Source organism: Spiroplasma chinense (assembly GCF_008086545.1).
Lineage (GTDB): Bacteria > Bacillota_I > Bacilli_A > Mycoplasmatales > Mycoplasmataceae > Spiroplasma_A > Spiroplasma_A chinense.
The window spans coordinates 1,308,786-1,328,856 of the sequence record NZ_CP043026.1; the positions used below are offsets into that span (position 1 = coordinate 1,308,786).

A 20,071-nucleotide genomic window follows, 5' to 3' on the forward strand; every position below is an offset into this window, starting at 1 on the left:
TTAGCAAGATTTATTACTTATAAAGTTTGATATTGGGTACTATATTTTCATATGCTTGTTGTTCAATCAAACCTTCTTGGTATGGATATACTAATGTTAATTTTAATAATATTACTAAAAGGTAATATGCATTCATGTATTCCATAAACATTTGTATTCTATTTTGACTAAACTCATCTTCTTTAACTTGAGATAATTTTTCATAAGTATTTCTATATGAAGTTATGAATTCTAAAACGTTTTGCATAAATAAACTAAAAGCTTGTTCTGCTTCAAGGTTTTTTATTGCTATAAAATGTTTGTTTAATTGTTCAAAGACAATTAAAGGATCGTTTTTAAGTTTTAATTCATCAAACAGTTCTGTTAATTCGTTTGCTTTAACTCCAAGAGCTTGTACACCAGTTGCTATTAAAATATCTACTCCGCCCATCTCAACTATTTTTTCGTTTTCTAATTTTTCACTTTCAAGATTTTTATCAATTGACATTAAAACGATAATTGAGTTTTGTAAAATTGCTAATAAGTGATTTATAACTATCATTCTGTCCATGTTTTCATCTAATGGTTTTCAATCACCAAATGTTTTATCTAATTCTATACCAAAGTTTTCGATGTCTTTTCTTACATCTAATGACTTGTTATTTTTAAAGAACTCTTCAATGTTTTCTGGAGCTTTGAAATCAATTTTGTGATTTTTTGCAAAGTTTTCATAAACTTCATTAATCATTGAAACAACTATTCTTTCATATTCTATTGGCTTAATTTGTTTCATTTTCCTTAACCTCTATCTAAAATAATAATACCTAATTTTTAACAAGATTAGTCATTTTATACCAATATTTCCTTAATTAATACTATAAGTTATTAAATAGACAATATTTTTATTATAATAAGAGAAGTATTGAAAAGGAGTGGAAATATGGTTTGAGGAGAATCAAACTCTCGTGAGTTTTTAGATTGAGCAGATTTTTGTAGAAATAAAGCAATGCAATCAAGAGGTATAACTAGAAGTGGTGGACCTAATTTTTCTGCTGATAAAAGTAGTGCAGAATATAGAATGGTAAAAGAACAAGTTTTAAATCACATTCAAAAAAGCAGAACAATTAGCGTTCAACAACTTTACAACACACTTCCAAGTAACTTAGTTGAAAACCCAACTCTAAAAAATGTACTTTTACAATTGTATTATGAAGATAATTTACAAATACAATCACAATCTTCAAATACAAGTGATAGAGAAACTAACTTTGTTCTTGTATTTGTAAAAAAAGCTTCACCTCCACCTCAAAGAGCACCAAGACCTGATGCGCCAAGTAGAAAGCAATCAAATATAGAAGACTTGATTGATAATGATTGAAGAGCTACAGGTAGACGCTTAGATTTCGACAAAAAAGAACCTCCAAAAAGAGATAATTTAAATATAAACCTAAAAAGAAATCCACAACCAACTATTAATAAACCTGCTGTTAAACCAGTAATTGATGTCAGACAAAAAATTGAAATACCAAAAATTGAACCAATTACCGTAACAACACCAAGTAAACCAATCAAAGAAATGATTAACGAAAACTTAACTTACATTCAAATCCCAAAACCAGAACCTGTAATTGAAGAAAAAATTGTTGAACAACCAACAATGACTTTAAACTTAGAGTTCCGTCCAGAACCTTCAAGAGTTGAAGTAGAAATTGAAGAGAAAGTATTTTATGGATTGAGTGCATATGATCTTTATTACTTGGAAGCATTCTTGAGAGATGCTTCACATAAAGAAACTCAAGATGTTGAAAAAATTACAATTACAAGAGATATTGTTAAGGTAAGAGCAGATATTATTTATATTAAAAATAAAGATTCTATGAATATAGGATTAAAAATTTTATTTGGATTAAGTTGTTTATTGGTTGTAGGTCTATTATTTATTGGAGCAGTAACCAAAAACAAAGTTAGAAAAAAAGCTTTCAAAGATTATAACTCCAGATTGAAAAGTATTGGATATGACGTCATGAAAACAGAGTTAAAAGATCGTCACCCAAGAATTGTAGAATTTTAATAAATAAAAACACCTCTAATTTAGAGGTGTTTTTCATCACTTATTTTGTTTATCAAGAAGAATACGTCTTTTATAAAATTTCTTTCTTTCCCTTCCTTCTTTCATTCATTCATTTTTTTGTAATTTGGAGATGTGATAGGTATGCAAACGTGCAAATCAATTGTAATCTGAAGTTTATCGGATTTTAACAACACTTTTTAAAATGACATTTTCGGAAGAACACTATAATTCAAAATTGTTGTATATTTTTGCTATAACTTATCACATATGAATATGCTATATCTTTTCCAGATAGCTCCAATTTAGTTATTTAAATAATCTAATTATTTAAATAACTATCATGGATGTTGTAAGCTTTTATTCATTGCTTTCGCCTCCTTAAATTAATAGTAGCATTGAAACTAGTAAAAGGATTTTTATAAACTAAAAGTAGTTTTCATTTTAAAGGACAAAAAAATCATTATATATAAACTGTAAAGATTATATATAATGATTAAATTCTACATTTCTTGTTTTTTTCATTGGCTTTTTAAAATTTTGAATTCACCAACAATAATTTTAATTTCACTTTTTTTGTTTTTTAGATCAATTTTAGCTGATTTGATTGTTTCTTTTGCTTTTTCAATTTCAACTTCTTTTTCAACTTTTTTTGTTTTAAGTTGAGCAACTTTTTCTTTGTATTCTTCTTTTGTCATAGTTTTCTCCTTATAGGTTTCCTATACATATAAGTTTAAACATTTTTCATTTTTAGTCAAGTTAATTATTTGGTTGAAAGTTTTTTAAAAATAAGACTTTTTTTAATCTACTGGACAAAGGTTTGCAAAGGGTCTGAACAATTGTTCTGAACCTACGAAGTTGAAAATAAAAGCAAATAGTAAAATAAAAACTGAGCCAAAAAACAAAGTTATTATAGCTGTTGGTCATAAAATTTTTTTCAACTTGTTTCTTTTTTTTCTGTCGACTAAATTGTTTCAACTCTTAATTAAGAAATATTGTGTAGGTCACATAAAAATTGTTATACCCAAGCAAATTAAAAAAACTATAAATGTTATTTCATAAGGTCCTAAATGGCTCATTTCTATCTTTTCACTTTCATATTTCTATCATTTTATCAATAATGTCTTGCACTTTGCAATAAAGTGAATTGTTCTTTTTTACTCAATTCAGTTGATGCTAAAAAAACTTGTTGTTCTCTAATATTAAGTATAAAAGACTCTTTAATTTTTATATCTTTGTTAACTTCAATTAGTTTTTTATTCAAGTATAATTGAGCATTATACTTCTCAACATAGTTAATTCGACTAGTTTTTATCTCTACTTGTATATATCCTTGATTTGTTTTTACAAGTACATCAATATGACCAATAAAACTATAATTATTGTCAGAATAAATTAATACTCGATTACAATAAATATCACTCACTTTATATTTGTAAATTAAATTGTTAAATTCTTTTACATATCTTTTAGCTAAATTTATGTGATTAATGTTTTCACATTCATTTTCTACAAAGTTTATTTTAAATCCATTTCTATTTTCAATGCTTTTAAATACCATATCTTTAATACACTCTGATTGTTTGATAGACTGTTTTATAACATTGTCACCAACTGTGTTTATGTGGGGATATTGCTCTAAAGTGATATCAAAAGTATTTTTTAATAACAATTTATCATCGACAATGTTATTTTCAAGTATTTCTGTATAAATATTCTTTTCCTTTATTTGTTTTTTTACTATATATTCAAGATTTTCAAAATCTCATTCCAGATATTTTGATATATCATTTATTCCAATTTGTTTCATAACTATATATTAAACAAAAAAAAATAATAGTCTAACTATTATTTTTGATTATAAGCATGTCTTCTAGTTAAAGAATCAATTATTGACATTGGATCACTTGTTTTCATTGATTCAATGTTTTTTGAAACAACTTCAAGTTGATTTTTAATCATTGTAAATTGTTCTTGAATCATTCTTAATTGATCTCCTTCAAATGAACTCAATGCAGCTTCTAGTCTTGCCATTCTTTGTTCTATTTCTCCAACTTTGTTATCACTAATTGCACTAACTGTTGGTGTTGTAGGTTGAGCAAAACTTGGTGCTGGTGCACTTGGTTGAGAAGGTTCAAAGCTTGGTGCTGGTGCACTTGGTTGAGAAGGTTCAAAGCTTGGTGCTGGTGCACTTGGTTGAACATCGTCCATTGATCCAAACATTGGTGGTGCTGAAATAGTACCTGTTGTTGTACCATTTGCAGCAGCTCTTTCTTCAAGAGCTTTGATTTTTGCAGCTTCTTTTGCAACAACTTGGAACATTAAGTCAGGTTGTTTGAAGTCTAATTCCACCATAATTGATTTTTCATCAGCATTTGGTTTTTCACCTGAAACAGGTAATTGATTTAAATCCATGTTAATAGCGTAAGCCATTTTAGCTTTCATTAATGCTTCAATTTCTGCTTTAGAATTATTTGCTCCATGAACTTTTGTTTGGGGAGCGACAAATGTTCCTATTTGTTCAGTTCCTGGTGCTACAAAAGCAGCTGGTTCTTCACTTCCAAAGTCTTCAATAGTTCCAAACATTGGTGGTGCAGTAATTGTACCAGTTGCTGTTGTACCATTTGCAGCAGCTCTTTCTTCAAGAGCTTTAATTTTTGCAGCTTCTTTTGCAACAACTTGGAACATTAAGTCAGGTTGTTTGAAGTTTAGATCTTCCATAACTGATTTTTCATCAGCATTTGGTTTTTCATTTGAAACTGGTATTTGAGTCATATTCATGTTTACAGCATATGCCATTCTAGCTTTCATTAATGCTTCAAGTTCAGCTTTAGATTGGCCTACTCCATGAGTTTTGGTTTGAGGAGCAACAAATGTTCCTAATTGTTCAGTTCCTGGTGCTACAAAAGCAGCTGGTTCTTCACTTCCAAAGTCTTCAATAGTTCCAAACATTGGTGGTGCAGTAATTGTACCAGTTGCTGTTGTACCATTTGCAGCAGCTCTTTCTTCAAGAGCTTTAATTTTTGCAGCTTCTTTTGCTACAACCTGGAACATTAAGTCAGGTTGTTTGAAGTTAAAGTCTTCCATAATTGATTTTTCATCAGCATTTGGATTCTCTTTTGAAACTGGTATTTGAGTCATATTCATGTTTACAGCATATGCCATTCTAGCTTTCATTAATGCTTCAAGTTCAGCTTTAGATTGGCCTACTCCATGAGTTTTGGTTTGAGGAGCAACAAATGTTCCTAATTGTTCAGTTCCTGGTGCTACAAATGCAGCTGGCTCTTCACTTCCAAAGTCTTCAATAGTTCCAAACATTGGTGGTGCAGTAATTGTACCAGTTGCTGTTGTACCATTTGCAGCAGCTCTTTCTTCAAGAGCTTTAATTTTTGCAGCTTCTTTTGCAACAACTTGGAACATTAAGTCAGGTTGTTTGAAGTTAAAGTCTTCCATAATTGATTTTTCATCAGCATTTGGATTCTCTTTTGAAACTGGTATTTGAGTCATATTCATGTTTACAGCATATGCCATTCTAGCTTTCATTAATGCTTCAAGTTCAGCTTTAGATTGGCCTACTCCATGAACTGTTGTTTGTGGTAATACAAATGTTTCTGGTTTAGAACCTGCAGAATATTTTGTATGTAAATCTTCAATATTTGGATCAATAGCTGTTGATGAAATACCACCAAATGCAGCAGTTGCTTCATCTATTGAACCTGTTTGGAAGTTTGCATTTTGAACAAAACCAGATTCTTTTGGAGCACTTTTTGGTAAAGGTGCTCCATTTGGTTGTGATAAATTAGGTTGTTCAAAACTTTGAGTTGAAGGTGCGCTTGTTGGTGCGCTTTCAAATCTTGAAGCTTCTCCATTTAGAGTTGCTGTTTGTCCTGAACCATCCAATACAAGGAAAGGAATTTGATATTCATCTGGTAATTTTAATTTTTTACCCAATGCATTTACTCTCATAACTTTTCCGTTGAATTTTTTACTTATTTTATCTTTTTCACCAGCAGACATTGATGGAGCTTTTTGCATAACTCCAGCTCTCATCATTTCTAGTTTTTGTCTATATTCTTTTCACTGTTCATAAGCTTTTCTGTGTTTTGGATTTTCTACAACAGTGGTATTTAGTTTTTCCACTTTTTCTTCTTCAACATAGTTTGCTCATTTAAGAGGTTCAACAACTGTTGAGATCCCTCCTGCAGTTTTTGCATAAAAGTTAAGGTTTCTAATTTTTTTGTCAAAGTCTGCCTTTAGTCTTTTTTTGTCTTTGTCTTCCAACTCAGACTCTTTTGCTAAAAGTTCTTCTCTTAACTTAGCTAATTCTTCTCTATGCGCTAAGTATTTTGCTTGTTTTTCTTTATTTGGTTTCTTTGGCAACGCAGAATTATCATTTGCTTTTGCTTTCCCATTTTGGTCCAGCATATTTTTTTGATTTTCCTGATTTAAAATTTCCAAATCTACGTTGCCAGTTAACTTTCCCTCTTTATTTACCTCTCTTTCGAATTTTCTTTCTTCTTTGTAAATAGAGATTAAGTTTCTTTCTTCAGCGTAGTTGTTTAGAGCTTCAGAATCAAATAGAACTGCTTCTAATAATAATCAAGCTTCTAATAAACAAACAGCTGCAATAATTGTAACCATTTGTCCGTAAATTAATAATAATACTGGTAAAACAACTAAGATTGCTTTAACGTAAGGTCTTGATATTTTTTGTCTTTTTTTCAATCTAATTAGTTCAATTACTGAAATTGTAATCATTCCAATAGCAGTTGATAATAATAAACCTGCCATTAAGATCACTTTTCATTGGTGGAATCCGAAAGCTCCTTCAGCTCCACCACCATTTTTAAGAGCCATTAAAGCTCCTGGATTAATGATTCATGGGTTGATTCCTCCAGTGAAAAGTCCACCAGAAGTTGCTGTTGCTAATGATTCATTTCCCATTTTAAAAATAGGTGTACGAATTGGGTTGTTTGATAAGAATAAGAATAATTTATATAAGAAATTACCCTTACCAGCAGTGGATGCAAACATTGTAGTTGTCATTCACATTGATGCTGTTAATGTTAATACTGAGAATGTTAATAAGAATATTGCTCCAACAATTACTGTTGATCAAGCTAGAGCTATAAGTAGTATAAACATAACTATTCCTCCTTGTTCTTTCTATTTGTTAAGGTCTTTTCAGTTACCTGTTACTTTAATCAGGTTTTCACCTGTTTTTTTTCTTGCTTCATTAGCTGTTGCTTCTGCAATGCTAATGTTTGGTCTATTTTCAAAAGCATTTGCCATACCTTGCAATTGTGCATGTACAGCATCATATCCTCTCGGATCTTCAACTCTTGTAGACTCTAATGAATTGTTTGAGTGCATACTCATATTTTCAAAGACTTTTTGACCCGGTGCATTTGATTGCACTGGTGCATTTGATTTTGCAAGTATTGCCGGATTAAATCCGGCCTGTCCAGTCCTTTCAAGTCGAGCTTGCTCTTCTTGTCTTTCGCGCTCAAGAGCTTCTTCAGCTCTTCTTTGTAAATTCAAGTCAACGCGAATTCTAATATTCCCATCCAAACCAGGGTCATATTCTTCTTCGGGTTCTTCCTCTTCTTGTATTAAACTACTTGGAAGTCCGAACCCCACACTTGATGGTGTGCTGTTTGAAGGGGATGTAAAGCCCCCAGGTGCTTCAAATGAAGCAGACGATACTGGGCCTTCCCCAAATGTTTGTTGCGGCATTTGGCCCGTACTTTGTGGCGGAGGTGCGTTCTCCGACATTGGTACATTAAAATTATTCATTTCTTGTGGCTGTTGCGGCGTTAATGGTGCCTCAAAACTAGGTTGAGTTGCCACTTCTTGAAAATTTGAAGGCATACCTCCAAACTGTGGTGCTCCCGTTTGATCCATTGGTGAACCAAAACTTGGTGTGCTACCCATGTCAGGTGCTCCAAAGTTTGGTGCTACAGGTGCCGTTTCTTGCATCGGTGAACCAAATCCAGGTCCCCCACCCATGTCAGGTGCTTCAAAATTTTGAGCTTGAGGTGTTTGATTTTGCATTTGATTATTATTAGTTATAGGAACATCTCCCGCTACTATATAACTATCAATTAATCCAACGATTTGAGCAACTGTATCAGTTGTTTGCGCAAGTGACATAAATGATTCACTAAATTCAAATACAAATTTAAATTCATGCATATCGTGGAAAATAGTATTAATAAATTGAACTGTTTTAGTTGATTGAGTTATTTCTAACTGATTAAATCCTGTTAAAACCATTAAACTTGTTGTTTGGTCTAAATTATAATCAAATGATAATTGCTTAAATTCGCTTCTTATATTTTCTATTGGGTCTGCTAATCCTAAACCATCCATTATTAAATCAACTTCAGAACCCGTTTTACCATATTCTGTTGCAGCCAATAATAATGAAGTTCTTTCTCATAGAGCTCTCTTATCATCTAATGAAACTAGCGGAACATTGTTTACTATTTGTTTCAATAAAAATAAGAAAGGAGCTGCATACATATGAACTTCTTTCATTTCGATTTCCACTTTTTTATTTTGTGGCAATAGATTAATGAATTGTTTTGTTAATTCATTTAGGTGAGTGTCACCACCAACAAGGGCAAATATTTGTCCTTGTTGTGAATTGTTATTTATTTCATTAATAAAATTATTAATACCAATCTTTTGACCTCTAGGTTGGTTCATTACAACATTATTCTGTTGTGATCCCATACCCATATTTTGTGTCATTGAAACTTGTTGTTCCATTGGTGAACCAAAACTTGGTGCCATATTATTTGCTGGCATTGAACCAAAACTTGGTGTGCTGCCCATGTCAGGTGCTCCAAAGCTTGGTGCAGCTGTAGTTTGTTGTTCCATTGGTGAACCAAAACTTGGTGCAGCTGTAGTTTGTTGTTCCATTGGTGAACCAAAACTTGGTGCAGCTGGAGTTTGTTGTTCCATTGGTGAACCAAAGCTTGGTGTGCTACCCATGTCAGGTGCTCCAAAGCTTGGTGCAGCTGGAGTTTGTTGTTCCATTGGTGAACCAAAGCTTGGTGCAGCAGGTGCTGTTTCTTGCATTGGTGCTCCAAAGCTTGGTGTGCTACCCATGTCAGGTGCTCCAAAGCTTGGTGCTATTGTTGAGGTTTGTTCCATTGGTGAGCCAAAACTTGGTGCCATATTATTTGCTGGCATTGAACCAAAACTTGGTGAGCCACCCATATCAGGTGCTCCAAAGCTTGGTGTTATTGTTGAGGTTTGTTCCATTGGTGAACCAAAACTTGGTGAGCCACCCATATCAGGTGAGCCAAAACTTGGTGTGCTACCCATGTCAGGTGCTCCAAAACTTGGAGTTGATGAAGGCATAAATGCAGGTCCACTAGAATCAGGAGATCCAGCTCCCATTCCGAACGGAGGTACATTAGTTTGGTTTGTTTCACCTATCAAACTCTTAATAAAAGAAGGCATTACGCCCTTATCTTGAGTGAAACCCATTTGTGCACCTAGTCTTGCATATTTTTCACGCTCTTTTTCAGCTTCTTGTTTTAATTTCTCAGCCTCTTCACGTTTCTTTTTCATACGTTCGAACGGATTTACATACATTTTGTTTCACCCCTTTAATACATACTTATTATACCATAAAAATTTGAAAAATATCTCATTTATTGTTGCATTGACAAATGTTCTTTGGTAATATATATGCTACCTTTTTTTCTCGTTAGTAGTTAAATCCACAATATTTGATGGGTTTTTTGACAATTCTCCCGATCAAAATATGCCATCTTGGTTTAAAAATTTCTTGAATTCATCTAACGAACTCAAGAAATTTTGACCTGTTTTGTTTACGCTTGTTGAGAAAATTGGTCCAGTTTGATTTATAACTTCAACCAAATCTTCTCTCTTAACAAGCCTTACAGCATTTTTTTTTGTTTTTTCTTTGTTATATTCAATAACTGTAGTGGGATAAGTTTTATTTAGAAATTCAATAGCTTTATCTGAAAGTTCAATAAACTTTTCAGCTTGCTCTAAACTTGAAACTAGAATAATTAATGGTTTATCCAATTCGCTTTCTTTTAAGCGATTGATCTTTAACCTATTTTCTTCAGACACTTTTGCACTGATACCATAAATCGTATCAGTTGGTAATATAACAATTTCATTGTTATTTATTAACTCTATTGCCCTTTTTGTTTCAAGATTAGTCATGTATTTCATAAGTACCCCTCTAACACATAACTATTATAACACAAAAAAGTAATATATAATACACTAGTTGTTATTACAATGCAACTTTTTTTAAAATTTAGACAAACAAAAAACCCCTATTTTATGGGGTTTAAAGGAAATTTATATAATTTTTTCATTTTACTTCCTAAAATTGTATAAGTAACAATTACAAAAGTTACTGAAATTAATACTTGTGAGACGTATTGTTGTCCTCTTAATCAAGGATATTTAACAACTTCTTGTTCAAAAATGTTGTTTCTAACATCTTCAATGTTTGCAAAATTATCTTGATATTTACTTAGTTTTTCAATTAAACCATTATCATTTCAAAATTTAACTATTGAATTTATTTCATACATTACATAAGTGTTTACACTTATAACACATATTAATTCAATAAATAGAATTACGAACTGAGTTATAAAGAATCCTTTTGTAGCTTTGATCCCTTTAAAATATACGAGACCAAAGATGCACATTGTAGCCAACAAGAACCCTGTAGCTATAATTGGTAAGTGAGAAACTGTAAATCTAAGACTTTTAAATCTATCAAATTCATTTAAATCTTCAACTTGTAATAAGTAAGGTGCTTTAAAAGTTCAATCAAGTAACGAATGAATATACGAGTTCTGCATTGATAGTTTAATCACAAATATGAATTGTGGAATAAAAACTATCATGGTTGAAATAATTAATCAAATACTTACATTCTTATTGTTATTTATTGATAATCTTCCAATTAATTTTGCAACTTTACTTTGATCTAAATTCTTTTTAACACTTGCAAGAGACTCAATTTCATCATCTTGTTTTCTGTCCAAGTTACTATAGAATGCAGAGAAGTAAATTATAACCATTAATATTTGGAATAAACATACTCATCAAGTTAAATTTTCATCACTTCATTTAAAGTTTTTAGTCTTTGCAAAATTAACACTAAACTTTTGAGCAATTTGAGCCATTTTTTCATTATCTAAAACATGGTCTCCTTGACTTACATTTGCTAAATATACGTATAGATCATAAAACAGTGAGTAAGAATAAGCTGCAAAAGCAAAACAAATACTTGCACAAACCAATAAAGTTACAATTAATACGAAGTGCACATTTTTTCAAAATATACTTTTATCAATTAAAACAAGTAATTGTTTTGTAAAGATAATTATTATAAGAGCTAACAATACCAAACCAAGTCCTACTCAAATTAATGTGAAAATTAGGTTTTTACTTGGCACAATACTTTTATCAAAGACTTCTCTAAAAGTTGAAAAGTTATTTACATACAGTTTAAAGTTTGGGTTTGCATAAACTATTCCAATGAAAGCAATTGAAGGAATAAAAATGAAAGCAAAAATAAGACAAGCTTTAATTGACTTAGATAATATTGATACCCTTATGCTTTTAATCGCTTTGAAAGATGAATTTTTAAGTTTCATTTCTTGCACTCCTTAATTGCTTATTACAAAATACCTTCAATTATTAAAATAATCTTTTTTAAAATCTATTTTATATTTTACTCCTAAATTTTTAAATTGTCTTTCTAGAATATCTTTTTGTTCAAAACCAAATTCACAAACTATTTTTAAATCATCGTTTAGATTAAACAAATATTCTAATTTAGAAAATAAAGTTTCGTAAAAATATAGGCCTTTATTTTCTGCAAACAAAGCCAAATGTGGTTCATTTTTTAAGGTTTGCATGTCAACATTTTCATCTTCCTTGTCAATATAGGGAGGGTTAATTGTTATAATGTCAGGTTTTTGATTTGATTTATCAAAAACCTCTAAATAATCTGCTTGAAAAATTTGTGCTTCTAGACCAAATGATTTTAAGTTTCTTTTACAAACTTCTAAACTTTCGTTTGAAATGTCTGACAAGATTAAGTTTAAAGTTGATTCTTTCAACTTTAAACTAATTCCAATGCAACCCGATCCTGTACAAATATCAAATAGGGTTTTATTTTTTAAATCTAAATTCAATACTTCTTCTACAATTAGTTCAGTCTCAAGTCTAGGAATTAAAACATTTTCATTAACATAAAAAGTATTTTCAAAAAAGTATTTTGAATTAATTACATAAGCCAAGGGTAATCCTTGTTCTAATTTATTAACTATATTAAAAAAACAATCTACCTCTTCATCCGTTAAATTAATTTCTAACGGAAATAAATTGGTAGATGTTTTTTTTATATGATAAATTATTTCGTTAAAAGTATTTACATCAATTATTGTTTTAAACTTATCAAATAAATCTCTAGATTTCATTATGAGTTACTTTCAATTTGTTGTGCAATTAATTCTTTTTGTTCATTATTTACAAGTTCTGTAAGAATTTCATCAATGTTTCCATCCATAACTTGGTCTAACTTGTTTAAAGTTAAATTAACTCTGTGGTCTGTTACCCTATTTTGTGCATAGTTGTAAGTTCTAATTTTTTCACTTCTAGCACCAGTACCTACAGCAGACTTTCTCATACTTGCAGATTCTGCTTGTTGTTTTTCAAGTTCAGCTTCATAAATTCTTGCCCTTAACATTGTCATTGCTTTTTCTTTGTTGTCATGTTGACTTCTACCATCTTGTGATGCCGCAACAACTCCTGTTGGGATATGTGTAATTCTTACAGCAGAATCTGTTGTATTAACGTGTTGTCCACCAGCTCCACTTGATCTGTAAGTGTCAATTCTTAAATCTACTGATTTAATTTCAACTTCAACATCACTTACTTCTGGCAATACAGCAACAGTTGCAGTTGATGTTTGAATTCTTCCTTTTGATTCAGTTTTTGGTACACGTTGTACCCTGTGACTTCCAGATTCAAATTTCATTTTTGAATATACTTTGTCACCTTTTAGCATAAATGATATTAAACTGAATCCACCAGCTGCAGATTCGTTTTGATCTAGAACTTCAATTTTTCATCCAGTTCTTTCTGCATATCTTGAATACATTCTAAACAAATCACCTGCAAAGATGTTAGCTTCATCCCCACCAGCAGCTCCTCTGATTTCAAAAATAACGTTTTTGTCATCATTTGGATCTTTTGGAAGAAGTAATAATTCAAGTTCCTCTTCAATTTTTTCTTCTTGTTCGTGACCTTCATCAAGTTGTGCTTTTGCAAGTTCTCTCATATCAGCATCTTTTTCAGCTTCTAAAATTTCTTTAGCGTCACTTATATCTGTTTGAACTCTTTTATATTCAACATACTTTAAAGCAGTTTCTTCTAATTGAGCTCTTTCTCTATTTAATTCTGTCATTAGTTTTATGTCTGTTAGGTTTTCTTCTTTTTGTAGTTCCAAATCAATTGTTTGGAAACGTTTTAAGATAACCTCTAATGCCTCTATAGTTTTTTTATTCATAAAAAATCTCCTAACTTGGTTCTATATAACAATGTCTACACCTTGCTTCATACTTTTCATTTGCAGAAATTACAACTAAAGGTTCATTTAATTTTGCAGGAACTCCATCAACTATTCTTTGAGTTCTATTTGCATTTCCACCACAAGAGTGACATATTGAAGTTAACTTGTCAACATACTCTGCTTGAACTAAAAGTTTATCCACATTTCTAAAAGGGTTATTTCTGTAATCTTTGTCTAAACCGTTTGCAATAACTATTATTCCTTGGTCTGCTATTTCTGAAAGAATATCAACTATTCCTGTATCCATAAATTGCACTTCATCTACACCAATAATATCAACATGCTCTTGAGCAAAAACATATTCTCTTAACTCTTCACTTGAAGCTACTGGGATTGATTTTATACTCATACCTGAATGTGATTGAACATCATTCTTTGAATATCTGTCATCAATTTTTGGTTTAAAGACAAGTACATCTTGTTTTGCATATTTGTATCTTTGCAACCTTCTTATAAACTCTTCAGTTTTACCTGCAAACATACAACCAGTAATTAACTCTATTCAACCTCTTTTAGATTTTGGATTTATTCTGTAACTCATTTTGTTTCTCCTGTATTAATTCACTCTAAGACTTATTATAGTTCATTATCGATTAATTTTTTTAAATCATTTACAATATTTTCAACTTCTTCAAAGTTATTTAACTTTGCACCAGATGCTAATTTGTGTCCTCCACCATTATACATCTGTGCAACTTTATTAATGTCATATGCTCTTGAACGTATTGAAACTTTAATTTTATCTGTAGTTTCACTTTCATAAGCAATAAATCAAACTAAAATCTCTTTGATTCCTGCCAAAGCATTTAGAGCTAGTTTAACTTCTTCTTCTGTCAGTTCAAATTCACTGTGGTCTGTTTTTTTAACTTTAATGTATGCCATAGGATAACCTTCAATGTAAGTTGCCATTGAAAAACCTTTGTTCATTCATTTTTTTATTTTTAAATCTTGTGTGTAAAGATCGTTATAAACTTCTTCCATTTTAGCTCCACAAGAAAATAAAATAGATGCTGTTTTAAAAGTTTCTTGATTTGTTTTTGTGTACAAGAATCTTCCAGAATCTGTAATTAAACCATAGTAAAGATAAGTTGCAGCACTGCTTGAAATTTTTAAATTTTTTTCATGAGCAAAAAGTGTAACAACTTGAGTACAAGCTATTGCACTTTCATCAACTAATTTAAAATCTCCGTAGTTGTCAACTTCAATGTGATGGTCAACTTTGAAAATTTCTTTTACATTATCTTTTGCAATAAAATCTATTCTTTCAAAGTTTGCAACATCAACTGTAATCATTAATGAATTTGAAATTATTTCTTCTGTTAATAATTGTTCATCTTCAAAAAGTTTGTCTTCATTAAATTTATGTCCTACTACAAAAACCTTTTTATTTTCAAAGTTATCTAAAATTATTTCTTTTAAACCTAAAGCACTACCTTGTGCATCTCAATCAGGATTAATATGTTTTGCAATTATTATATTTTCATATTGTGAAATTTTTTCAATCAAATCATTTTGTTGTTCGCTAATTTTCATTTCTTTTCTCCTAGATGGTTCTCAATATTGAGTCTTCTGACAAGTATATAGTTGTTCTTGCTTTGTGTTCAAATCTTAAAGTTGTGTAGAAGAAAATTCTTACACCACTATTTAAAATAATTTCAAAAATATTTGGATCTTTAAATTCTTCTGTCTGACGAATTTTTCCAGTTAGTTCAATATACTTTCCTTTTAGTTCTTTTTTAGATAAATAAATTTTAAATGGATTAATTAAGAACTGTCCTTTTTCATCAAGTCTTGTGTTTTCAAGTTTAACTTTTTGACCTAACACTTCTACAGTTTTTCCATCATAGCTGTAAGCTACTCTATTTTTATTTGCAAAAATTGAGCTCCCGTAAGTGTTTCAATTTTCTTTCATTAGTGATTCAAAATCTGTTTCATAAGTTTTTTCTTCATCAACTACATAAATGTTTTTTGAAAGTCTATAAGAGTTTTCAATTCCTTTTTCTAAAAAGACTGCACTAAATTTTGGATTAATAGATTTTAAATTTTCTACAATATTAAATAGTTCTTCACATTCTTCTTTAGAAAGTCTTGAAAGTATATTGTAAAATACGAAGTTATATTTTTTTAGATAAATACTATTTAAGATTTTAAAATAAATGTTATTTGTAACACTAACTTTAAAAGTAGTTTTTACAAAGTTCATTTTCATTCCTAAATCTTCAACAGTTTTATTAATTCAATCTCATGCTTGTGCATTAATTGTTTTTATATTATCTTTGTATTCTTGTTTTGTAATTCTAAAAGTTTTTAAATCTCCTTCAAAAACTTTTCCTTCCAAAACTTCTTTATGATACTTATGCATAACCTCAACAATTTTTCCTCTGATAATTGTCGCCTCATCTGCTAGAGCTTCAAAAGCCATGTTGTCTTGTTTTTGTTTAAATTCAAATCTTTGATCTTTTGCAAGTTGTCTTCATTTAAAAAGTTCATCTATTTCTTTTAATCTTTTGAATTTTTTAGCATCAGTTTTTTTCAATTCAAAGATGATTTGTTTTGAAAGGTTCTTAATAATAAATTTGTTTTTTGAAATTTTTCTTTTAATGTTTGCTATTTTTAAATCAATGATTTTTAATTGTTTTCTGATAACAAAGTTTTGTTGAGTAAACTTAAGTTCTTTAGCTTTTTTTCTTGTTTCTCTATTTTTAGATTTTCTTGCATTGTATTCACAAGTACATAAAGAATTTAAGTCTATGAATGAATAAACTTTATCTCACAAACTTTGTAAAAAAGTTTGTAAAAATTCAAGGTTAGCATTTTTTTCAATAAGGTAATAATAATCTTTAACTATAATACGAATATGTTCTTCAATATTTCCATATTTTTCTTGAAGTTTATTATCGTTAAAAGTTACCATTTTATCCAAAAACTCATCTAGTCATTGCATTTCAATAGCAACTGAACTTTCAATGAATTGTTCAACCATTGATTCCACTTTTGCTCTCATGTCTAAATCACTTTGATTATTCTTTGATGTAACAAAAGAAAGATAAGAATATTTAGAGTTAATATAATTTATTTTAGCCTCTGAGTAAAAATTCTTATTTAAAAGTAATGATCAGTATAATCAAAACTTTTCTGGTCATCTTCTAATAAGACTATTTCTTGAGTCTATTAAAGCTACCTTTCTTCTTGTTCATTGTGCATTAACTTTATCAAAACCATCAATTTTAAAAACTCCGTTTTTAACTAAGTTTCTTCCCATTAAAATGTTCTTAAAGTGTCTTAAAGTTTTGTCTTCTGCACCAATTACAGTTGCAACCTCACTTTTATTTACTTCAAAATTAACATTTTGAGGTGTAACCTTCTTATTTACGAATGTTGCATTCTTTATTTGAAAACTCATGTTATACCTCCAACTCTTATTATTGTATATGAAAATGCTAAGAAAATAAAAAAACCAGTTTCCTGGTCGCTTATTAATATAGACTGTTTGTTATTTTTTTGTTTTTTTTGCATTTTCAGCTTTTTGTGCTTCACTTGCTGCTTGTTTTTCGGCAACCTTAGCATCTTTTTTAACAAATTTTTCTTTGAATTTTTCAACTCTTCCTTCTGCATTTGCAAAAGATTGTTTTCCAGTGTAGTATGGATGACAGTTTGAGCAAGTATCTACTCTTACTTCTTCTCCTTTTGTTGATCCTGACATAAATTCGTTGCTACATGTTGTACATACAAATTTTGCTTCGAAACTTTTTGGATGGATATCTGTTTTTGGCATAATTATTACCTCCTGATTTCTAAAAAATAACATATAGTTCAATACAAAACTAATAATACCATATTTTTAACAAAAACAATTAATTTTTGTTTTTGTTAAAAAAAATATATGCCCTTTTTATGAACCTTTATCTGGAAATCATTGTATTTTTGGTCTTTCCCCTTCATACTGTAATAACTTATTATTAATAAGTTTATAACCTTGTTTGGCAAAATCCATCTTGATTTTTCTGTACAAATTAAATATTAATAACACTCTAATGAGTGGTAAGAAACAAAAGAACTTTGTTACTTTAATCGATTTATTTCACTTTTCACCATTATCAAGACGTTTAACAAGTATTTGCATTAGTTCTAAATATTCTATTGAACCTTTTGTAACAAGAAAGGTTAAAAATAGAAATAAAAAACCATATGCTGCTAAAAAAATTCATCAATCCATACTTCTAACAATAAAATACATTGCCAGAATTGCTATAGCTACTATTATTTGGGTTGTAAAGAAACTTATCATTCCTCTAAGAAAAACTGTAAATCCGTCACTGTTTAATATTTTTTTATCCAAATCAACATCTTTTCAATTGGTTGGATTATTTTGTGGCTTTCAAAATTTTGAAGCCATATACATCACTCCTTCAAAATTTTTGATAATTAATACTTCTTAATTTTAACATCTTAACCCTCACAAAAAGGGTATAAAAAAAGTAAACTACATCAGTTTACTTTTTGAAACATTATTTAAACCTTGCTTCTTTTTACAAATATAAAACTTGATACTAAATAAGTCAATAACGATAATATTAAATATATAGATATTAATGAACCAACACTTGAATTATTGCTAAATTTTACCTTATTGTCTTTGTAATAACTAATTTCATTATTAATATCATTCATTTTTTCAAGCTCTTTGGCATCATAGATCACATTTTCATTAGCTGGCATTTTAATTATCCCTCATGAAAGATTTAAGATATAGAATCTTTCATTATTCAAATTACTATTAAAGATTTGATAAAAATGATTTAATAAATTGACTTTATTAAATTTATTTAATTTCTTTTGTAAATCTAAAAAATCATAAGAGTTTTTTATAATATATTTTTGTTCTCCTGAAGCATCAGGGTTTTTAACCTCTCCCTCAGTATCTAAATAATAACTTCTCACTAGTAGATTTGTTAGTATGTTATTAAAAATAGCAAGACCTGGATAATTTGTATAAATTTCTGCCAACTCTTTGTTTTTTTCTTTTAAAATTTCGGTTTTATTTGAATCTTTAAACTCTGCTTTTATTGGGTTATATTTTGATATTTGAGTATCTCAAAAACTTTTTGAGTCCCTTAATATTTCTCTGTCAATTCCTAATTGATCTGGGACACTATAATTTGCATATGAGTTTAAAACTAAATCTGCAAATTTTTTATTTTCATTTGACAAATATTTCTTCAAAGTTTTTATATAACCTTCGAATTCATAAGGTTCGGAGTTACGTGAATATGTATAAGAATTTGGGACAAAATATTCAAGTTTATTATTTAAAGCAGGATTATCTCTATCTTTGGCATTATATTTAAATTTTACAAACTCATCTTGATGTTCGCTTGTCACTCTAATAAGTTCTGATATTATTTTTCCTAATTTTGAATCCCCAAATATAGTTTCAAAATTTTGAGAATTTTCACCAGAAACATTAAGAAAAAATAATAAACCAATATTTAATTGTTTATAAAAACTTGGTTCATTAGAATCCACAATTTGCGCTTCAGCTGCGTTATTAGTTCAACCAAGAATGTTAATTCAATCTATTTTTTGTTCTGTATGCGATTCTATCGTTAAATCATCTCAAAAAGCACTTAAACTTTCTTCTATTACATTTTTATAATTTGTATCATCATTTAACAAATTATAAAAGTTACTTCCCATTTTGATGTCTTGTCTATATCCTTGAGATAGAACAAGATTTTTATTACTAATTAAACCGTTATCTTTATAGAATGCAGCCATACTTAATAAAGGACTTGCAACTATTATCAATGACAAGAAGCCCATTAATAATAGCGAAAATAAATCACTTAACATAGAAACTGCAAAAATAGCTAATGGTGTAAAAAATATTAAAAAGAAATATAATGATAATGTTGGTGATAAGACAAATTCATTTCAATTATCACCTAAGTTACTTGTAAAAAAAGTTAAAAGAGTCAATAAAACCAAAATGGTATTTGCAATTATAACTATAAAGTTAATTGCCAAGACTCTTGTAAAGAATGAAGTGTATAAGTTTATTCCATTTCTTTGTTCTGTCTTAAGATATCCATTGGTTTTGTGATCTGTAAATAAATTTATTGAAATAAATACAACAAATATAATTGATAATGCAATTATAACCATAAACTTAATTAAAACCCAAGTTGTTAAACTTGCAATTCCATCATCATTGAACTTAATTAATGAAATGAAAAGATTAAGAGCAAAAATTATCATTACAAAAAGTGCTACACAAATTCAATTTTTTACACTAATTAAAGATAATCTTGTATTAACTTTTAAAATTACTCAAAAAACTTTTAAATTATTTATTACAGCTTGCTTTTTCATAA

General features: G+C 29.3%; 16 protein-coding genes. 1 reads left to right on the forward strand and 15 read right to left on the reverse strand.

Annotated elements, in window-relative coordinates; all coding sequences use genetic code 4:
- Positions 1 to 13 precede the first annotated feature (13 nt).
- Positions 14 to 772, reverse strand: coding sequence for a hypothetical protein (locus tag SCHIN_RS06015; RefSeq protein WP_166508721.1), 759 nt, complete (start codon positions 770 to 772; stop codon positions 14 to 16).
- Positions 773 to 919: 147 nt separating this feature from the next.
- Here SCHIN_RS06015 and SCHIN_RS06020 point away from each other — a divergent pair, with 147 nt between their 5' ends.
- Entirely contained in the window at positions 920 to 2,050 is a 1,131-nt protein-coding gene (locus SCHIN_RS06020) for a hypothetical protein (protein ID WP_166508722.1), read from the forward strand.
- A 500-nt stretch (positions 2,051 to 2,550) separates the two neighbouring features.
- Here SCHIN_RS06020 and SCHIN_RS06025 read toward each other — a convergent pair whose 3' ends face one another.
- The 14 genes from SCHIN_RS06025 to SCHIN_RS06090 all read right to left on the reverse strand — a co-directional run bounded on the left by SCHIN_RS06025 (position 2,551) and on the right by SCHIN_RS06090 (position 20,069).
- The gene (locus tag SCHIN_RS06025; RefSeq protein ID WP_166508723.1) at positions 2,551 to 2,745 is read right to left on the reverse strand and encodes a hypothetical protein; all 195 of its coding nucleotides are present in this window, start codon (positions 2,743 to 2,745) and stop codon (positions 2,551 to 2,553) included.
- Between the two features lie 413 nt (positions 2,746 to 3,158).
- The gene (locus tag SCHIN_RS06030; protein ID WP_166508724.1) at positions 3,159 to 3,857 is read right to left on the reverse strand and encodes a hypothetical protein; all 699 of its coding nucleotides are present in this window, start codon (positions 3,855 to 3,857) and stop codon (positions 3,159 to 3,161) included.
- Between the two features lie 38 nt (positions 3,858 to 3,895).
- Positions 3,896 to 7,192 (reverse strand): hypothetical protein, encoded by a 3,297-nt coding sequence (locus SCHIN_RS06035; RefSeq protein WP_166508725.1) that lies wholly within the window; start codon positions 7,190 to 7,192, stop codon positions 3,896 to 3,898.
- A 21-nt stretch (positions 7,193 to 7,213) separates the two neighbouring features.
- Positions 7,214 to 9,655, reverse strand: coding sequence for a hypothetical protein (locus SCHIN_RS06040; protein WP_166508726.1), 2,442 nt, complete (start codon positions 9,653 to 9,655; stop codon positions 7,214 to 7,216).
- 99 nt (positions 9,656 to 9,754) lie between these two features.
- Positions 9,755 to 10,267, reverse strand: a complete 513-nt coding sequence (locus SCHIN_RS06045; protein WP_166508727.1) for an L-threonylcarbamoyladenylate synthase — start codon at positions 10,265 to 10,267, stop codon at positions 9,755 to 9,757.
- Between the two features lie 107 nt (positions 10,268 to 10,374).
- Positions 10,375 to 11,715, reverse strand: coding sequence for a hypothetical protein (locus SCHIN_RS06050; RefSeq protein ID WP_166508728.1), 1,341 nt, complete (start codon positions 11,713 to 11,715; stop codon positions 10,375 to 10,377).
- A gap of 12 nt (positions 11,716 to 11,727) precedes the next feature.
- Positions 11,728 to 12,543: a peptide chain release factor N(5)-glutamine methyltransferase gene (gene prmC / locus SCHIN_RS06055; protein WP_166508729.1), complete on the reverse strand. Its 816-nt coding sequence runs from the start codon at positions 12,541 to 12,543 to the stop codon at positions 11,728 to 11,730.
- Positions 12,543 to 13,634, reverse strand: coding sequence for a peptide chain release factor 1 (gene prfA, locus SCHIN_RS06060; protein WP_166508730.1), 1,092 nt, complete (start codon positions 13,632 to 13,634; stop codon positions 12,543 to 12,545). Before prfA ends, prmC begins: the two co-directional genes overlap by 1 nt.
- Positions 13,635 to 13,644: 10 nt before the next feature.
- Positions 13,645 to 14,238 (reverse strand): thymidine kinase, encoded by a 594-nt coding sequence (locus SCHIN_RS06065; RefSeq protein WP_166508731.1) that lies wholly within the window; start codon positions 14,236 to 14,238, stop codon positions 13,645 to 13,647.
- A 35-nt stretch (positions 14,239 to 14,273) separates the two neighbouring features.
- The gene (locus SCHIN_RS06070; RefSeq protein WP_166508732.1) at positions 14,274 to 15,230 is read right to left on the reverse strand and encodes a DHH family phosphoesterase; all 957 of its coding nucleotides are present in this window, start codon (positions 15,228 to 15,230) and stop codon (positions 14,274 to 14,276) included.
- Between the two features lie 10 nt (positions 15,231 to 15,240).
- Positions 15,241 to 17,100, reverse strand: coding sequence for a hypothetical protein (locus SCHIN_RS06075; protein ID WP_166508733.1), 1,860 nt, complete (start codon positions 17,098 to 17,100; stop codon positions 15,241 to 15,243).
- A gap of 90 nt (positions 17,101 to 17,190) precedes the next feature.
- Entirely contained in the window at positions 17,191 to 17,472 is a 282-nt protein-coding gene (rpmE, locus tag SCHIN_RS06080; RefSeq protein ID WP_166508734.1) for a 50S ribosomal protein L31, read from the reverse strand.
- A gap of 117 nt (positions 17,473 to 17,589) precedes the next feature.
- The gene (locus SCHIN_RS06085; RefSeq protein ID WP_166508735.1) at positions 17,590 to 18,093 is read right to left on the reverse strand and encodes a hypothetical protein; all 504 of its coding nucleotides are present in this window, start codon (positions 18,091 to 18,093) and stop codon (positions 17,590 to 17,592) included.
- 116 nt (positions 18,094 to 18,209) lie between these two features.
- Complete coding sequence (locus SCHIN_RS06090; protein ID WP_166508736.1) at positions 18,210 to 20,069, reverse strand: hypothetical protein; 1,860 nt, start codon at positions 20,067 to 20,069, stop codon at positions 18,210 to 18,212.
- Between the last annotated feature and the right edge of the window lie 2 nt (positions 20,070 to 20,071).